Here is a 17,313-nt window from a genome sequence, read left to right as displayed (position 1 = left end):
ACAGTGGGAGAGTAGGTAGCCGCCGTTTTTAAGAAGCCCCTTGATTCAACGAAAGAATCAAGGGGCTTTCTGTTTTTGGTAGTTCTAGAAAATTTTGCTATATTTGCCACCGACAATTATTTTATTAAACGTTTAAAGCAAATTTGAAAGGTATGAAAACTAAATTATTTTTGGCTGCCGTGGCAGTAACATTTTCTTTTGCAGTGATTTCTTGTACTGGTAACAAAGCTACTAACGCTGCCGCTGAAGGCGAAGAAGCAACTGTGGAAACAGTAGAAGCTGCTGCTATCGTTGAAGCTGATTCTTGCTGCCAGGCTAAAGATTCTTGTGCTGCTGCTTGTGATAAGAAAGCAGACTGCGATAAGAAAGCTGATTGCGCAGAAAAGAAAGGATGCTGCGATAAGAAGTAATCTATTGATTTAGAACAATAAGACAAAAGGGGGATGGAGTGAACGAAAGCACTCTGTTCCCCCTTTTTGTTTAATGGGATATGCCACTCTATTCGTGATATATTTTAGTTAATATTCGGGTTTAACTTATGAAATGAAATTTTATTCGATAAAAAAGTAACGTTTTATTTGGCGGTAACGAAATAATCCATACCTTTGCACCGTCAAACTATAAAAAGAGACAAGAAATGAATCAAATGTTTATACATATTCTACTATGCGGTATTATTATTCTACTATCAAAGGTTAGTGGAAGTGAGTGCTGCGCGTAAATGTGTATAAATGAAGATATACGAAAGCCTTTCTCACTTCCAAGTGTGAAAGGCTTTTTTTAATGCTAATAATTACATAATATAAAAAGAATATGGACAATAGGTTATTTATTTTTGATACCACCCTTAGGGATGGCGAACAGGTTCCGGGATGCCAGTTGAATACAGTGGAAAAGATTCAGGTAGCAAAGGCATTGGAACTGTTGGGGGTAGACGTGATTGAAGCCGGATTTCCCATTTCAAGCCCGGGTGACTTTAATTCAGTGATTGAAATTTCAAAAGCGGTGACTTGGCCTACTATCTGTGCTCTGACCCGTGCCGTTCAAAAAGATATTGATGTAGCTGTCGATGCGTTGAGATTTGCAAAGCATAAACGTATTCATACAGGTATCGGCACTTCCGATTCACACATTAAATATAAGTTCAACTCGAATCGTGAAGAAATTATCGAACGTGCGGTAGCTGCCGTGAAATATGCCCGTCGTTTTGTAGACGATGTAGAGTTCTATGCGGAAGATGCCGGTCGTACGGACAACGAATATCTGGCGCGTGTAGTAGAAGCTGTTATCAAGGCAGGAGCTACGGTAGTCAATATACCGGATACGACCGGTTATTGTTTGCCTTCGGAATATGGGGCTAAGATTAAATACCTGATAGACCATGTGGACGGCATTGAAAATGCAATCCTTTCCACTCACTGCCACAATGACTTGGGTATGGCCACTGCCAATACGATTGCAGGTGTTTTGAATGGTGCACGCCAGGTGGAAGTTACCATCAACGGTATCGGCGAACGTGCCGGAAACACTGCGCTTGAAGAAATCGCGATGATTATCAAGAGCCACCACGAAATTGACATTCAGACTAATATCAATACACAGAAGATTTACCCGACCAGCCGCATGGTATCGAGCCTGATGAATATGCCGGTGCAGCCGAATAAGGCTATCGTAGGTCGCAATGCCTTTGCCCACTCTTCGGGTATCCATCAGGATGGTGTATTGAAGAATGTACAGACGTATGAGATTATTGATCCGCATGATGTGGGTATTGACGACAACTCAATCGTATTGACTGCCCGTAGCGGACGTGCCGCTTTGAAGAACCGCCTGACTATTCTGGGTGTTGAGTTGGATCAGGAAAAACTGGATAAGGTTTATGAAGAATTCTTGAAGCTGGCAGATAAGAAGAAAGATATTAACGACGATGATATTTTGGTATTGGCAGGTGCGGACCGTAGCGGGAACCACCGTATCAAACTGGAATACCTGCAAGTGACAAGTGGTGTCGGGGTTCGTTCGGTAGCCAGTCTGGGATTGAATATTGCCGGTGAGAAGTTTGAAGGCTGTGCCAGCGGTAACGGTCCGGTAGATGCAGCTATCAAGGCATTGAAAAAGATTGTAGACCGTCACATGACGCTGAAAGAATTTACTATTCAGGCTATCAGCAAGGGAAGTGATGATGTAGGTAAAGTTCATATGCAGGTGGAATACGATAATCAGGTTTATTATGGTTTCGGCGCGAATACGGATATTATAGCCGCTTCGGTAGAAGCCTATATCGACTGTATCAACAAATTCAAATCGTAAAGAAGAGACTCGTAGCGACTCAGCGTTACAGGGATTGACTAAAAATAGTAAATAGTAATTAGTAAAATAGTAGATAAACAGATGAATACATTATTTGATAAGATATGGGATGCCCACGTGGTGACTACCGTGGAAGATGGCCCTACACAGCTTTACATTGATCGTTTATATTGTCATGAAGTAACAAGCCCGCAAGCCTTTGCCGGATTGCGCGAGCGTGGAATCGGGGTGTTGCGCCCGGAAAAGGTGTTCTGTATGCCCGACCACAATACGCCGACTCACGATCAGGACAAGCCGATTGAAGATCCTATCTCCAAGACACAGGTGGATACTCTGACGCAGAATGCCAAGGATTTCGGCCTGACACATTACGGCATGATGCATCCGAAGAATGGTATTATCCATGTGGTAGGCCCGGAACGCGGTCTGACACTGCCGGGAATGACCATTGTTTGCGGTGACTCTCATACTTCTACTCACGGCGCCATGGGGGCGATTGCTTTCGGTATCGGAACGAGTGAAGTGGAAATGGTACTGGCTTCGCAATGTATCCTTCAGTCAAGACCGAAAACGATGCGTATCACTGTGGACGGCGAACTGGGCAAAGGGGTGACTGCAAAAGACGTGGCTCTGTATATGATGTCCAGGATGACTACCAGTGGCGCTACCGGATACTTTGTAGAATATGCGGGTTCGGTGATTCGCAACATGACAATGGAAGGACGTCTTACGCTCTGTAACCTTTCTATCGAAATGGGTGCACGTGGTGGTATGGTTGCTCCTGACGAAGTGACTTTTGAATATATCAAAGGTCGTGAGAATGCTCCGAAAGGAGAAGAGTGGGAGAAAGCAGTGGCACACTGGAAAACACTGAAGAGTGATGATGATGCCGTATTCGATAAGGAAGTACGCTTTGACGCGGCTGATATCGAGCCGATGATTACCTACGGAACGAACCCGGGAATGGGTATGGGCATCACTCAGCATATCCCTACTACTGAAGGAATGGGCGAAGCCGCACAGGTTTCTTTCAAGAAATCATTGGATTATATGGGATTCGAGCCGGGTGAGTCTTTACTGGGCAAGAAGATTGACTATGTATTCCTGGGTGCTTGTACAAACGGTCGTATTGAAGATTTCCGTGCGTTTGCTTCTTTGGTGAAAGGTCGTAAGAAAGCGGACAACGTAATCGCATGGCTGGTTCCGGGTTCCTGGATGGTAGATGCGCAGATTCGTAAGGAAGGCATTGACAAGATACTGACAGAAGCAGGTTTTGCTATCCGTCAGCCGGGATGTTCCGCTTGTCTGGCGATGAATGATGATAAGATTCCTGCCGGCAAATATTCGGTATCTACCAGTAACCGTAATTTTGAAGGTCGCCAGGGACCGGGTGCACGTACATTGTTGGCCAGTCCGCTGGTAGCGGCTGCGGCTGCGGTGACTGGTGTGATTACCGATCCGAGGGAATTGATGTGATTTCAATCGTAAATAGTAAATCGTTAAATAGTAAATATCAAGATGGCTAAGACAAAATTTAATATCATAACAAGTACTTGTGTACCCCTGCCTTTGGAAAATGTAGATACCGACCAGATTATTCCGGCCCGTTTCCTGAAAGCAACTACCCGTGAAGAGAAATTCTTTGGTGATAACCTTTTCCGTGACTGGCGTTACAATGCCGATGGTTCTCTGAATAAGGATTTTGTGTTGAACAATCCTACGTACAGCGGACAGGTATTAGTGGCAGGAAAGAACTTCGGTTCCGGTTCGAGCCGCGAACACGCAGCCTGGGCGATTGCCGGATACGGCTTCCGTGTGGTGGTATCCAGTTTCTTTGCTGATATTCATAAGAATAACGAGTTGAACAACTTTGTGCTTCCGGTGGTTGTTACCGAAGAATTCCTGCAAGAACTGTTCGATTCGATTGAAGCGGATCCGAAGATGGAAGTGGAAGTGAATCTTCCCGAACAGACCATCACCAACAAGGCGACAGGTAAAAGTGAACATTTCGAAATCAATGCTTACAAGAAACATTGTTTGATGAACGGATTGGACGATATAGATTTCCTGCTAAGCAATAAAGACAAAATAGAAGAATGGGAAAAGAAGGCGTGAAAATAGAAGTCATGGACACAACGCTCCGTGATGGTGAACAAACCAGCGGAGTATCTTTTGTGCCTCATGAGAAGCTAATGATCGCCCGTTTGCTATTGGAAGATTTGAAGGTAGACCGGGTGGAGGTTGCCTCGGCACGAGTATCGGAAGGCGAGTTTGAAGCCGTGAAGATGATTTGTGACTGGGCAGCCCGGCGCAATCTGCTCCAGAAAGTGGAAGTGCTGGGGTTTGTAGACGGCCATACTTCGGTGGACTGGATACAGAGTGCCGGTTGCCGTGTGATTAATCTCCTTTGCAAAGGTTCGCTGAAGCATTGTACGCAACAACTGAAAAAGACACCGGAAGAACATCTGGCGGACATTATCGACGTGGTGCACTATGCCGACGAGCAGGATATCACCGTCAATGTTTATCTGGAAGACTGGAGTAACGGCATAAAGGATTCTCCCGAATATGTATTCCAGTTGGTGGACGGATTGAAGGAGACGAGTATCAAGCGTTTCATGCTGCCCGATACGTTGGGAGTCCTGAATCCGTTGCAGGTAATAGAGTACATGCGGAAGATGAAGAAACGTTATCCGAATACTCATTTCGATTTCCATGCGCACAATGATTATGATTTGGCGGTGAGCAATGTGCTGGCAGCAGTATTGAGCGGTGTCAAAGGATTGCATACTACCATCAACGGACTGGGCGAACGGGCGGGCAATGCCCCTCTCGCAAGTGTACAGGCTATTCTGAAGGATCATTTCAATGCGGTGACCAATATCGACGAAAGCCGTCTGAATGATGTCAGCCGGGTGGTAGAGTCATACTCGGGCATCATGATACCTGCCAACAAGCCGATTGTGGGCGAGAATGTCTTTACGCAAGTGGCGGGCGTGCATGCCGACGGTGATAATAAGAATAACCTGTATTGCAATGATCTGCTTCCCGAACGGTTCGGGCGCAAGCGCGAATATGCGTTGGGCAAGACAAGCGGCAAGGCGAACATCCGCAAGAACCTTGAAGACCTCGGATTGCAACTGGACGAAGAATCCATGCGCAAGGTGACGGAACGCATTATCGAACTGGGCGACAAGAAAGAACTGGTGACGCAGGAAGATTTGCCGTACATTGTTTCTGATGTGTTGAAGCATGGTTCGATAGGCGAGAAGGTCAAGCTGAAGAGTTATTTCGTAAATCTCGCTCATGGCTTGAAGCCGATGGCAACGTTGAAGATAGAAATCAACGGAAAAGAGTACGAAGAAAGTTCGGGTGGAGACGGTCAGTATGATGCTTTTGTCCGCGCATTGCGTAAGATATATAAGGTGACACTGGGACGTAAATTCCCGATGCTGACCAATTATGCGGTAACTATCCCGCCCGGTGGACGTACGGATGCGTTTGTGCAGACGGTAATCACATGGAGCTATGACGAACAGGTGTTCCGTACCCGTGGACTGGATGCCGACCAGACGGAGGCTGCCATCAAAGCTACTATGAAGATGCTGAACCTCATAGAAGATGAATACGAGAAAGAGTAAGCGGGATGCTGCTTGCCCGAAGTGAAGAAAGTTTTTATAAGAATATATAAATAGAAGAATTAACAATTATGGATTTTAAAATTGCTGTATTAGCAGGCGACGGTATCGGACCGGAAATCTCAGTGCAAGGTGTAGAGGTAATGAGTGCCGTTTGCGAAAAGTTTGGTCACAAAGTAAGTTACGAACACGCCATCTGTGGTGCCGATGCGATTGATAAAGTAGGCGACCCGTTCCCGGAAGCAACCTATCAGGTTTGTAAGGATGCGGACGCTGTATTATTTTCTGCCGTAGGCGACCCGAAATTTGATAATGACCCTACTGCTAAGGTACGTCCTGAACAAGGGCTGCTGGCGATGCGTAAGAAACTGGGACTTTTCGCTAATATCCGCCCCGTACAGACATTCAAATGCCTGATTCACAAATCTCCGTTGCGTGCGGAACTGGTAGAGAATGCCGATTTTATCTGTATCCGCGAACTGACCGGTGGTATGTACTTCGGTGAGAAATACCAGGATAACGACAAGGCTTATGATACCAACTATTATACCCGCCCTGAAATCGAACGTATCCTCAAAGTGGCTTTCGAGTATGCAATGAAACGCAGAAAGCACCTGACGGTGGTAGATAAGGCGAATGTCCTTGCTTCTTCCCGTCTGTGGCGTCAGATTGCGCAGGAGATGGCTCCTGATTATCCGGAAGTAACGACTGACTATATGTTTGTGGATAATGCCGCCATGAAGATGATTCAGGAACCGGCATTCTTCGACGTGATGGTTACTGAAAATACATTCGGTGATATCCTGACAGACGAAGGTTCGGTAATCAGTGGCTCTATGGGCTTGCTTCCTTCTGCTTCTACAGGCGAGAGTACTCCGGTATTTGAACCGATTCACGGTTCATGGCCGCAGGCTAAGGGATTGAATATTGCTAATCCGTTGGCACAGATTCTTTCCGTAGCTATGTTGTTCGAATATTTCGACCTTAAAGAAGAAGGTGCGTTGATTCGTAAAGCGGTAGACGCTTCTTTGGACGCGAACGTACGTACACCGGAAATTCAGGTTGCCGGTGGTGAAAAATACGGAACGAAAGAAGTGGGACAATGGATTGTTGATTATATCAGGAAAGCTTGATAAACTCTGTTAATCAGGAGAAAAACCTGAATAATAAAAGCCTGACATCGGAAACGGTGCCAGGCTTTATTTTTTAAGATCGCTTGATGTCTTCTTTTACCAGCTTTTAATCGTGGAATAGATAAGAATGCCGAGCACTGTCAGCAAGCCTGCGTAAATCGTGACTGACGACTGCTTTATTTCATTTCTTCTTATACGGGTAGACGGTTCTATATAAGTGGCTGCCTTATGGGCAAGGGCACTGAACATCCATCCGCCGAATCCGCCGATAATACCGCCGACGAGTAAATCACCGGGATAATGTACACCCAGGTAGATGCGGGTATAGCAATTGAGGATAGCCCATGTTACAATGAAAATACTTAACCAGCGTTTGCGGAATGTGAAGATCACATACATGGCAAGACCGAATGAATTGGCGGCATGGCATGACGGGAATCCATAGCTTCCGCCACGATAGCCGTTGACAATATATACCATATCCACAATCGGGTTTTCGAGGTTGGCAGGGCGAAGCCGTGCTACAACCGGTCGGATAAGGCTGCTGCACATTTGGTCGGCAAAAGTGATTGTAAGGGCGATAGCCGCCACATAACAAAGTACTGCTTTCCAATGGAAGTTCTTAAGCAGGATATACAAGATGGTTGCGTACATAGGTACCCAAATAATCTTTCCGGTGAAGGAAGTCATAAAGTAATCCCAAAAAGGGGAGTGGATACCATTGAAAGACAGAAAGATACTGGTATCTATCTCTGAGAGGAATTTGACGATGTCTGTATTTATCATCATTCTTTATTGTTCTATTTTTTAACGCGGCAAATATACAATAAAGAATAGGAAATTGTCCTATATTACCTTATAAATCTTCTATAATACCTGCTTCCTATCGTTTGGCAAGATCATCGTAGAGCTTTTGCAGGAAGGCTTTTCCTTTTTCCAGGTTCGCTCCTTTTTCCGTGCCTTCGTCGAGTTGTACGGTATTGGCATCCAGGTTATACACTAATTGATTTTCGGGAGTCACCATACCGAAGAAGTTCGGCCGGGTAAAATATCCGAAGTGCGGGGATGCCGGATTCATGATATCCTTGCTGAAGGTAAATTCATCGTGCGGCAATCCTAGCTGTGAAAGCAGGGTGGCGGCAATGTCAATTTGTGAAGCATAGGTATCTATGACACGGGGTTCTTTGATTGCTCCGCCAATTAGAATAAGAGGAATGGTCTGCCCGTCCAATGGATTTTCTATTGGATACGGGTAGACTCCTTGATGATCCGGAACGAGCACAAACACGGTGTTTTTCCATAGTGGAAGTTCCTTATATTGTTTGACGAAGTCGCCTACGCAGCTATCAGCGTAAGCGAAGGCATTGAGTCCTTTATCATCCAGTCGGTGAAACGGCACTTCAAACGGCTCATGGCTGCTTGAGGTCTGAACGAATTTCAGGAAAGGCTCTTTTTGCTTTTCTTCTTTTATATCTTTCATCAGGCGTTGGAACAGGACATGATCCTGTGCCCCCCATTTGCTTGTACGTTCGGACAAGGGGAAATCTTTATCGCAAACGATTTTCTCAATGCCGGAAGACATTAAGTAAGAGCGCATATTGGTGAAATCCGCGTCTCCGCCGTAATAATAATCTAAACTATATCCGGCGTTTTTCAGGCTGCGCGGAATGGAAGGAAGTTTATCCGTCTTTTCGGGATACTTCATGATACTGGTACTCGGCTGTCCGGGATAAGCGCTGATGATGGATGCCAGTCCGCGATCGGTGCGGAAACTGCTGGCATAGAAGTTACTGAATAAGATGCCTTCTTTTGCGAATTTATCCATGTTGACAGCGACATTTGGCTGCCCGCCGAAAGTTTCCATCAGGTGTGTGGAGAAACTTTCGAGAATGATAAAGACGATATTCGGACGTTGGGTGTTCAATAATTGCGGGATGCTGTCTGTGGTTGTGACAGGCTTGTCGAGCATCGTTGCAAATAGTTCGTCCGCCACTTTCGGATCCATGAAGCGGAATTGCTTGTCGAAATTGGTCTGATGGGTAGCGGAGTACATGAAACTGAATGCCGGATTGATGGCGGCATGGTTCATCCGCTGATCCTGGCTGAAATATACTTTGCTCAAATTCATGGTCGATACGGTGAAACCGCCACGAATAGGAATAAAGAGGGCGGCTGTCAGCAACAGAAGTGCAAGAGAGACGTTTTGTCGGCGATAGGGTATCTTCAATGGCTTTCTTTCGCGGATGAGCACCATATAGAATATGTAGTATAAGAGGGCGGCGTAGATAAGCATCGCCAGTATGCCTAACAGGACAAACCAAAAGCTGACACTTGCCATAGCGTCTTTGGGCGAAGAGAAGAAGTAGAAAATAGGGGTGGCATCCAGACGGAATCCCCAAAAGCCGTACAATCCGAGGTCAATGATAAAGATGCAAGCCATGACGAAAGCGATTATTCCGAAGTAGACTTGCCGGATGCGCCGGAGTATGGATGATTTTGTCCAGGCGGAAGCTATGAGTATAAATCCCGGAATGGCGGTGAGGTAGCCGGCGAGTGAAAGATCCAAAGGCAGTCCGTGCCACATGACACTGAAATAATCGCCGAAGGACACACCGCTATATAGTTCATGGTAGTAAACCATGAAGATAGGTTTTTGAAGAACGAACAGAAGGACAAACAAAAAATAGGTCGTGAGAAATTGTATAATTCTCTTTTTCATATCTGTAAACTTAAAAAGATTGAACGGATACAAAGTTACTATACTTTTCCTTATCTTTCTTATGATGTGATGTAAAACATACCTTTTTTTCCATATCTTTGCCCTAAATGTGACAAAAATTAAGTAATGAAATGGCTAAGATTGCAAAGAAACTAACAGATTTAGTGGGGAATACCCCCTTGATGGAACTTTCCGGTTATAGCGAAAAGTATGGTCTGAAACAAAATATAATTGCCAAACTGGAGTCTTTTAATCCGGCCGGAAGCGTAAAGGACAGGGTGGCTCTTTCGATGATTGAAGATGCTGAAGCACGCGGAGTGTTGAAACCCGGCGCAACAATTATTGAACCGACAAGTGGAAATACCGGTGTCGGACTGGCAATGGTGGCTACCATCAAAGGGTATCATCTGATATTGACTATGCCTGAAACGATGAGCCTGGAACGTCGGAATCTGTTGAAGGCACTCGGCGCTGAAATTGTGCTGACGGACGGATTGGGCGGAATGGCTGTTTCTATTGCCAAGGCAGAGGAGTTGCGTGATAGTATTCCCGGTTCGGTGATTTTGCAACAATTTGAGAATCCTGCCAATGCTGCCGCCCATGAACGTACGACAGGAGAGGAAATATGGCGGGATACAGATGGTGAAGTAGAGGTTTTTGTTGCCGGAGTAGGTACGGGCGGAACAGTTTGCGGGGTAGCCCGTGCATTGAAGAAACACAATCCGGACGTTTATATAGTAGCGGTGGAACCGTCGTCGTCTCCTGTACTGGCAGGCGGGCAGGCAGCTCCGCATCGTATTCAGGGAATCGGGGCGAACTTTATTCCGAAGTTGTATGACGCATCTGTGGTGGATGAAGTGATTGGTGTGCCCGATGATGAAGCGATTCGTGCCGGGCGTGAATTGTCGGCAACAGAGGGGGTGCTGGCAGGGATTTCTTCGGGTGCGGCGGTATATGCAGCCCGGCAGTTGGCAGAGCGTCCTGAGTTTCAGAACAAAAAAATCGTAGCGTTGTTACCTGATACGGGAGAGCGTTATTTGTCTACCGAGTTGTTTGCATTTGACGCGTATCCGTTGGATTGATTTATTAATAATACCCGAACTATATGATAAGAATTATTATAGCATTGCTCTTTTGTTTTCCGGTTGCCATTTGTGCGCAGACTTATCAACAGTTGTCTGAAAAAGCAATCGAATGCATTGAGAAGGACAGTCTTCCCCAAGCTGAGAAACTTCTGCTTCAGGCATTGAAGTTAGAGCCGAAGAATGCAAAGAATGCCTTGCTCTTTTCTAATTTAGGATTGGTACAACGTCGGCTGGGAGAGTTCGACAAGGCTTTGGAATCGTATTCGTTTGCCTTGAACTTTGCTCCGTTGGCAGTACCCATTCTTCTTGACCGTGCTGCCATTTATATGGAAATGGGAAAGACAGACCGTGCTTACACGGATTACTGTCAGGTACTTGACGAGGATAAACAGAACAAAGAAGCATTGTTGATGCGCGCTTATATTTATGTGGTTCGCAGGGATTATCCGGCTGCACGGATTGATTATAACCGCTTACTTGAGATTGACCCGCAGAGTTACAGCGGCCGTTTGGGACTGGCTACTCTTGAACAGAAAGAGGGAAAGTTTCGTGAAGCTCTTGATATTCTGAACAAGATGATTGTGGAAGATCCTGATGACGCAATACTTTATGTCGCCCGTGCCGATGTGGAGCGTGAGATGAAACACGATGATTTGGCATTGGTGGATTTGGAAGAAGCTATCCGGTTGAATGCATCAGCGGCAGATGCTTATCTGTTGCGTGGAAATATCTATCTGACTCAAAAGAAGAAAGCATTGGCAAAAGCTGATTTTGAGAAAGCCATCTCTTTGGGAGTACCGCCTGCCGATTTGCACCAACAACTTCAACAGTGCAAGTAAAGCTATAATTAAGCAATTATATATTCCCGATTAGCATAAAGGAAAGCCCTTTATTATAAGAGTCGGTTCGTTCCACCTAGGTTTCCCTTTAGTCCTACCCAGGTGGAACTAAAGGGAAACCTAGGTGGAACTTGAAGACAACCACTGTGGAACGAATACTGATTAGTAAAGCGGCTCACTAATATATACTATGTGACTTACTAATATATGCTATCTAAGAATCTCTTTTATTCAACGAACTGCTTAATCAGCTTGACGAAATCCTTTCCATATTTCTTTTTCTTATAGTCTCCGATACCACTGATTTCCCCGAATTCTTCAATAGTAGTAGGGCGTGAAATACTGAGCAAGTGCAAAACCTTGTCCGACAAGACAATATAGGCGGGCAGCGCTTCCTGGTCGGCAAGCTGTTTTCTCAGTCCTCGCAATGCTTCGAACAAATCCTCGCTTTCGCCGCCTGCCGCACCGAAGGGGAGTTCTTTGGCGATAACCACCTTCTTCTTTTTCCCTTTGGTAGTGGCAGCTTCTTCGTGGTGGATAACCACCAATGTTGCTTGTGTCCTTCCGAAAAGTATATCGCTTCCGCTTGACGTGATTTTGAGGTGGTTATTCTCATTATAAGCAATCTCGAAGTAGCCCAACTGGAGCATTTGAAGCAGATAATCCTGCCAGTCACGAGGTGGAATATCACGTCCGGCCCCAAATGTTTTAAGTTCCTGGTATCCTTTTCCGGTCACTTCCGCGGAGTAGCTACCACGAAGAATATCAATCAATACACCTGTGCTGATTTGCTGTTCTGCACGTGCAATGGCGCTTAATGCTTTCTGCACGATAACCGTCCCGTCAAACCGTTGGGGAGGATTTTTGCAGACATCACAGTTGCCGCAATCTTCGGTGGTCGTTTCTCCGAAATAACTTAGCAGGATTCTTCTCCGGCAAATATCCGCTTCCGCATACTGCTGCATACGTTGCAGCTTTTCAATGTTGATACTTTGCTGGCTGCTTTCTGTGGCAAATTTGGTCAGTAATATCAAATCACCCAATGAATAAAACAATACAGTGTCACTTGGGAGACCGTCCCGTCCGGCACGTCCTATCTCCTGATAAAAACTTTCTATACTTTTAGGTAGATTGTAGTGGATTACCCAACGGACATTCGACTTGTCGATACCCATGCCGAAAGCAATCGTGGCACATACCACCTGAATCCGGTCATTGATGAAATCATCCTGCGTCTCGTCCCGTTGCTGCGCAGGCAATCCGGCATGATACACCCCGCAACGGATTCCCTGCTTCTGCAACATTTGGGCTACCGTCTCCGTCTTGCTTCGGCTCATGCAGTAAATGATGCCGCTTGCTCCCTCATGCCGACGGATAAAATCAAGGATAGCTTTATTCTTTTCCTTTGCCTGGAAACCGCGTTTTACCGTCAGGCTGATATTGGGGCGGTCGAAAGAAGAGATAAAGGTGCGGGGATCGACAAGATAGAGTTGGCGGATAATGTCCCCGCGGGTGATTTTATCTGCGGTGGCAGTCAGGGCAACAATCGGCACTTGCGGGAATTGTTGATGAAGCACCCCCATTTGAGTGTACTCCGGTCGAAAATCGTGTCCCCATTGCGAAATACAGTGCGCTTCATCAATAGCGAACAGTGAAATATGCATATCTCGCAATAAAAAGTCTTTTTCTGCCAGTAATTTCTCCGGTGAAATGTAAAGCAGCTTCAAACGTCCCTCGATGCAGGCACGACGCAGGTTGGCGTTTTCCGTTTCGTCATTACTGCTGTTCAATGCTCCGGCGGCGACTCCGTTTGCCAACAATGCTTCCACCTGATCTTTCATTAATGAAATCAGCGGTGACACTACGACGGCAGTACCTTCGCAGAGCAGGGCGGGAAGCTGGTAACAGATTGACTTTCCCCCACCGGTAGGCATAAGCACTAACGCATCTTTCTTATTGAGAATGTGGCGGATGATATCTTCTTGCAAGGGACGGAAACTGTCGTATCCGAAATATTTTTTTAGAGTTTCTCTCATGGACGCTTGTTTTAACTTGCTGCAAAGGTACGTTTTTCTTTGACAATTTCCGCAATGTACGGATTTCAGTTTCCGAGATGAAATATAAAAAGGTTAAAGTTTCTTATTATTCGAGCTTATTCCCTCTTTTTCAAGGTTTTTGATTGTTTATTTAGAAAAAAAATGCACAAAATAATTGTGTGTTTAAAAAAAAAGTAAGACATTTGTAACATGTTACGTTGCAAATATGCGAGTACTAACAAATGAACAAACCCTAACCAGTTAATTCAATGAGTGATTTAGAGAACAAAAAATCGGAAGAAACTCCGAAAAAACGTCCCTACAATTTGAGGGAAAAGAAAGAAAAGAAGGCTGCATACAGGTCTTTAATCAGACCGGAATTGGCAGACGAGTTGTATGACAAGATACTGAATATCATCGTTGTGCAGAAAAAGTACAAGGATGCTGACTATTCAGCGAAAGATTTGGCGAAAGAGCTGAAGACGAATACTCGTTACCTTTCCGCAGTAGTGAACTCACGTTTCGGCATGAACTATTCTTGCCTGTTGAATGAATACAGAGTGAAAGATGCTTTGCATTTATTGACGGATAAGCGTTATGCCGACAAAAATGTGGAAGAGATTAGCGCTATGGTTGGCTTTGCAAATCGTCAATCTTTTTACGCTGCGTTTTACAAAAATGTAGGTGAGACTCCTAACGGATATCGCAAAAAACATTTGGAAAGTAAAAAGTAATTGCGCATTCCGAAATTAATCAAAAGGAATTACCTCTAAATGGAAGATTTTGGAGATAATTCCTTTTCTTATTTTTAATTAATCGATACTGGCATTATGAATAAACATCTTATTTCGATGGCGGTAGCTGCTACGATTCTGACGTCGTGCGGCGGAGCCAAAACAACAACTGCCGAGGCAGATAAATTTGATTATACAGTGGAACAATTTGCAGATTTACAGATTTTGCGTTATAAAGTCCCCGGATTTGAGGAACTGACGCTGAAACAGAAAGAACTGATTTATTACCTGACAGAGGCTGCTCTGGAAGGAAGGGATATTCTGTTTGACCAGAATGGAAAATATAATTTGAGAATCCGTCGGATGCTCGAAGCGGTATATACGAATTATCAGGGAGATAAAACGAATCCTGATTTCAAGAACATGGAAGTGTACCTGAAACGGGTATGGTTCTCCAATGGCATTCATCATCATTATGGAACGGAGAAGTTTGTACCCGGCTTCTCGCAGGATTTCCTGAAACAGGCTGTGCTCGGACTTGATGCCAAGTTGCTTCCGTTGGCGGAAGGACAGACTGCCGGACAACTTTGCGATGAACTTTTCCCTGTTATCTTCGATCCGGCTATCATGCCGAAACGGGTGAACCAGGCAGATGGTGAGGATCTTGTACTGACTTCCGCTTGTAACTACTACGACGGGGTGACGCAGAAGGAAGCGGAAGATTTCTATGGCGCGATGAAAGATCCGAAGGATGAGACTCCGGTTTCGTATGGATTGAACAGCCGTTTGGTAAAAGAGAACGGTAAGTTGCAGGAGAAAGTATGGAAAGTAGGCGGACTTTATACGCAGGCTATCGAGAAAATCGTTTATTGGCTGAAGAAGGCTGAAGCAGTAGCGGAGAATGATGCGCAGAAAGCGGTTATTACCAAGCTGATTCAGTTCTATGAAACCGGTAATCTGAAGGATTTCGATGAATATGCCATCCTTTGGGTGAAAGACCTGGACTCGCGCATCGACTTTGTGAATGGATTTACGGAAAGCTATGGTGACCCGCTGGGAATGAAGGCTAGTTGGGAATCACTGGTGAACTTCAAGGATATTGAATCTACGCACCGCACGGAGATTATCAGTAGCAACGCGCAATGGTTTGAAGACCATTCTCCGGTAGATAAATCATTCAAGAAAGATGAAGTGAAAGGCGTATCGGCGAAAGTGATTACTGCCGCTATCCTTGCCGGCGACCTTTATCCGGCTACGGCTATCGGTATCAACCTGCCGAACGCCAACTGGATTCGTGCGCATCACGGTTCCAAATCGGTGACTATCGGTAACATTACGGATGCTTATAACAAGGCGGCTCACGGAAACGGGTTCAATGAAGAATTTGTGTACAGCGATACGGAAAGACAATTGATTGACGCCTATTCCGACCTGACGGATGAACTTCATACGGATTTGCACGAATGTTTGGGACACGGTTCTGGCAAGTTGCTTCCGGGTGTCGATCCTGACGCGTTGAAGGCTTACGGTTCTACGATTGAAGAAGCGCGTGCCGATTTGTTCGGACTCTATTATGTGGCTGATCCGAAACTGGTGGAACTGAAACTTCTGTCTTCTCCTGAGGCTTACAAAGCCCAGTATTATACGTATCTGATGAACGGCTTGATGACGCAGTTGGTACGTATCGAACCGGGAAATACGGTGGAAGAAGCGCATATGCGTAACCGTCAGTTGATTGCCCGTTGGGTATTTGAAAAAGGGGCTGCCGACAAGGTAGTGGAACTGGTGAAGAAAGACGGAAAGACGTATGTCGTTATCAATGATTATGAAAAGGTGCGTGAGTTGTTCGGCGAACTGTTGGCTGAGATTCAGCGTATCAAATCGACAGGCGATTTTGAAGCTGCCCGTTCATTGGTAGAGAATTATGCGGTGAAGGTAGACCCGGCTCTGCATGCTGAAATATTGGAGCGTTATAAGAAGCTGAACCTGGCTCCCTACAAAGGCTTCGTGAATCCGAAATATGAATTGGTGACAGATGAAAACGGAAACATTACAGATGTCACGGTAGCTTATGATGAAGGCTATGTGGAACAAATGCTGCGTTACAGCAAGGATTATTCCCCGCTTCCTTCAGTAAACAATTAATCTGAAAATGGATATTAAAGAACAATTGAAAGATATCAAGACACAGCTCCGTCTCTCCATGAACGGGGCTGTGTCCCAAAGTATGCGTGAAAAAGGGCTGGTGTACAAACTTAATTTCGGAGTGGAGCTGCCCCGCATCAAAATGATTGCCGAAGGTTACGAAAAGAACCACGACCTGGCGCAAGCCTTGTGGAAAGAGGAGATTCGCGAATGTAAGATTTTGGCGGGAATGCTTCAGCCGGTTGACACTTTCTATCCCGAAATCGCGGATATTTGGGTGGAAGATATCCGGAATATCGAAATCGCGGAACTGACTTGTATGAACCTTTTCCAAAACCTGCCTTATGCTCCTGCCAAGTCTTTCCACTGGATTGCCGATGAACGGGAGTATGTGCAGACTTGCGGTTTCCTGACTGCCGCCCGGTTGCTGATGAAGAAGGGGGATATGACCGAACGGGCTTCCGGTGAGCTGCTTGACCAGGCGATGTGCAACGTTCATTCCGAAAGTTATCATGTGCGCAATGCAGCTTTGCTGGTGATCCGCAAATATATGCAGCATAGCGAAGAGCATGCTTTCCAGGTGTGCCGCATGGTGGAAGGGATGGCTGATTCAGTCGTAACAGGAGAACAGATGCTTTATAATATGGTGAAAGCGGAGACAGAATGACTGCTCT

General features: G+C 45.5%; 14 protein-coding genes. 11 read left to right on the top strand and 3 right to left on the bottom strand.

Features of this window, described 5'->3' with window-relative positions; translation table 11 throughout:
* The first annotated feature begins 152 nt into the window (after positions 1 to 152).
* The 6 genes from AB5443_RS24060 to leuB all read left to right on the top strand — a co-directional run bounded on the left by AB5443_RS24060 (position 153) and on the right by leuB (position 7,081).
* On the top strand, positions 153 to 410 hold the full coding sequence (locus AB5443_RS24060) for a hypothetical protein (protein ID WP_368114547.1): 258 nt from the start codon (positions 153 to 155) through the stop codon (positions 408 to 410).
* Positions 411 to 813: 403 nt separating this feature from the next.
* On the top strand, positions 814 to 2,310 hold the full coding sequence (locus tag AB5443_RS24055) for a 2-isopropylmalate synthase (protein WP_022136656.1): 1,497 nt from the start codon (positions 814 to 816) through the stop codon (positions 2,308 to 2,310).
* A gap of 81 nt (positions 2,311 to 2,391) precedes the next feature.
* Entirely contained in the window at positions 2,392 to 3,786 is a 1,395-nt protein-coding gene (gene leuC / locus AB5443_RS24050) for a 3-isopropylmalate dehydratase large subunit (protein ID WP_333698080.1), read from the top strand.
* 42 nt (positions 3,787 to 3,828) lie between these two features.
* Positions 3,829 to 4,425 (top strand): 3-isopropylmalate dehydratase small subunit, encoded by a 597-nt coding sequence (leuD, locus tag AB5443_RS24045; protein WP_167966769.1) that lies wholly within the window; start codon positions 3,829 to 3,831, stop codon positions 4,423 to 4,425.
* Positions 4,407 to 5,951 carry an alpha-isopropylmalate synthase regulatory domain-containing protein gene (locus AB5443_RS24040; RefSeq protein WP_195406596.1) on the top strand — a complete coding sequence of 515 codons (1,545 nt, stop codon included), beginning with the start codon at positions 4,407 to 4,409 and terminating at the stop codon, positions 5,949 to 5,951. Before leuD ends, AB5443_RS24040 begins: the two co-directional genes overlap by 19 nt.
* 68 nt (positions 5,952 to 6,019) lie before the next feature.
* Positions 6,020 to 7,081, top strand: a complete 1,062-nt coding sequence (gene leuB, locus AB5443_RS24035) for a 3-isopropylmalate dehydrogenase (RefSeq protein ID WP_022136660.1) — start codon at positions 6,020 to 6,022, stop codon at positions 7,079 to 7,081.
* A gap of 96 nt (positions 7,082 to 7,177) precedes the next feature.
* Here the strand turns inward: leuB and AB5443_RS24030 are convergent, their stop codons facing one another.
* Both AB5443_RS24030 and AB5443_RS24025 read right to left on the bottom strand, forming a co-directional pair.
* Complete coding sequence (locus AB5443_RS24030; RefSeq protein ID WP_277135758.1) at positions 7,178 to 7,867, bottom strand: phosphatase PAP2 family protein; 690 nt, start codon at positions 7,865 to 7,867, stop codon at positions 7,178 to 7,180.
* 97 nt (positions 7,868 to 7,964) lie between these two features.
* Positions 7,965 to 9,800: an LTA synthase family protein gene (locus AB5443_RS24025; protein ID WP_283140070.1), complete on the bottom strand. Its 1,836-nt coding sequence runs from the start codon at positions 9,798 to 9,800 to the stop codon at positions 7,965 to 7,967.
* A gap of 131 nt (positions 9,801 to 9,931) precedes the next feature.
* Here AB5443_RS24025 and cysK point away from each other — a divergent pair, with 131 nt between their 5' ends.
* Together cysK and AB5443_RS24015 are read left to right on the top strand one after the other, a co-directional pair.
* Positions 9,932 to 10,882, top strand: a complete 951-nt coding sequence (cysK, locus tag AB5443_RS24020) for a cysteine synthase A (protein ID WP_277135755.1) — start codon at positions 9,932 to 9,934, stop codon at positions 10,880 to 10,882.
* Between the two features lie 23 nt (positions 10,883 to 10,905).
* Positions 10,906 to 11,724 (top strand): lipopolysaccharide assembly protein LapB, encoded by an 819-nt coding sequence (locus AB5443_RS24015; RefSeq protein ID WP_277135754.1) that lies wholly within the window; start codon positions 10,906 to 10,908, stop codon positions 11,722 to 11,724.
* Between the two features lie 227 nt (positions 11,725 to 11,951).
* On the opposite strand, the gene recQ is transcribed toward AB5443_RS24015, so the two are convergent.
* Positions 11,952 to 13,760: a DNA helicase RecQ gene (gene recQ / locus AB5443_RS24010; protein WP_277135753.1), complete on the bottom strand. Its 1,809-nt coding sequence runs from the start codon at positions 13,758 to 13,760 to the stop codon at positions 11,952 to 11,954.
* Between the two features lie 269 nt (positions 13,761 to 14,029).
* Between recQ and AB5443_RS24005 the strand changes: the two genes are divergently transcribed.
* From AB5443_RS24005 to AB5443_RS23995, 3 genes are all read left to right on the top strand, one after another.
* The gene (locus AB5443_RS24005; protein WP_022136666.1) at positions 14,030 to 14,494 is read left to right on the top strand and encodes an AraC family transcriptional regulator; all 465 of its coding nucleotides are present in this window, start codon (positions 14,030 to 14,032) and stop codon (positions 14,492 to 14,494) included.
* A gap of 96 nt (positions 14,495 to 14,590) precedes the next feature.
* Entirely contained in the window at positions 14,591 to 16,639 is a 2,049-nt protein-coding gene (locus AB5443_RS24000) for a dihydrofolate reductase (protein ID WP_283140069.1), read from the top strand.
* Positions 16,640 to 16,646: 7 nt separating this feature from the next.
* A complete protein-coding gene (locus AB5443_RS23995) occupies positions 16,647 to 17,306 on the top strand; it encodes a DNA alkylation repair protein (RefSeq protein WP_277135724.1) in 660 nt (219 codons plus the stop codon).
* The last annotated feature ends 7 nt before the right edge of the window (positions 17,307 to 17,313 follow it).

It is taken from the genome of Bacteroides sp. RTP21281st1_H5_RTP21281_210402 (genome assembly GCF_040918965.1).
Lineage (GTDB): Bacteria > Bacteroidota > Bacteroidia > Bacteroidales > Bacteroidaceae > Bacteroides > Bacteroides congonensis.
Note: the sequence above shows the minus strand (reverse complement) of the source record. Positions and strands in the feature narration are given on the sequence as shown.